Genomic DNA, 971 nt, shown 5'->3' on the forward strand with positions numbered 1-971 from the left:
TACGACACCCCGACTCGCCACTACGCACACGTAGACTGCCCAGGCCACGCCGACTATGTTAAAAACATGATCACCGGTGCTGCGCAGATGGACGGCGCGATCCTGGTTGTTGCTGCGACTGACGGCCCAATGCCTCAGACTCGTGAGCACATCCTGCTGGGTCGTCAGGTAGGCGTTCCTTACATCATCGTGTTCTTGAACAAATGCGACATGGTTGATGACGAAGAGCTGCTGGAACTGGTAGAGATGGAAGTTCGTGAACTGCTGTCTCAGTACGATTTCCCAGGCGACGATACCCCAATCGTTCGTGGTTCCGCGCTGAAAGCGCTGGAAGGCGACGCAGAGTGGGAAGCGAAAATCATCGAACTGGCTGGCTTCCTGGATTCTTACATCCCAGAACCAGAGCGTGCGATTGACAAGCCATTCCTGCTGCCAATCGAAGACGTATTCTCCATCTCCGGTCGTGGTACCGTTGTTACCGGTCGTGTAGAGCGCGGTATCATCAAAGTTGGTGAAGAAGTTGAAATCGTTGGTATCAAAGAGACTGCGAAGTCTACCTGTACTGGCGTTGAAATGTTCCGCAAACTGCTGGACGAAGGCCGTGCTGGTGAGAACGTTGGTGTTCTGCTGCGTGGTATCAAACGTGAAGAAATCGAACGTGGTCAGGTTCTGGCGAAGCCAGGCTCAATCAAGCCACACACCAAGTTCGAATCTGAAGTGTACATTCTGTCCAAAGACGAAGGCGGCCGTCATACTCCGTTCTTCAAAGGCTACCGTCCACAGTTCTACTTCCGTACAACTGACGTGACCGGTACCATCGAACTGCCAGAAGGCGTAGAGATGGTAATGCCAGGCGACAACATCAAGATGGTTGTGACTCTGATCCACCCAATCGCGATGGACGACGGTCTGCGTTTCGCAATCCGTGAAGGCGGCCGTACCGTTGGCGCGGGCGTTGTTGCTAAAGTTCT

General features: G+C 53.6%; 1 protein-coding gene. It reads left to right on the plus strand.

The annotated features are described in order from the left end of the window. Positions 1 to 971: elongation factor Tu (gene tuf, locus APT89_RS17525; protein ID WP_047363855.1), on the plus strand; the 971-nt coding region annotated here is incomplete at both ends.

The organism is Enterobacter sp. 50588862 (genome assembly GCF_001462935.1).
Classification (GTDB): domain Bacteria; phylum Pseudomonadota; class Gammaproteobacteria; order Enterobacterales; family Enterobacteriaceae; genus Enterobacter; species Enterobacter bugandensis.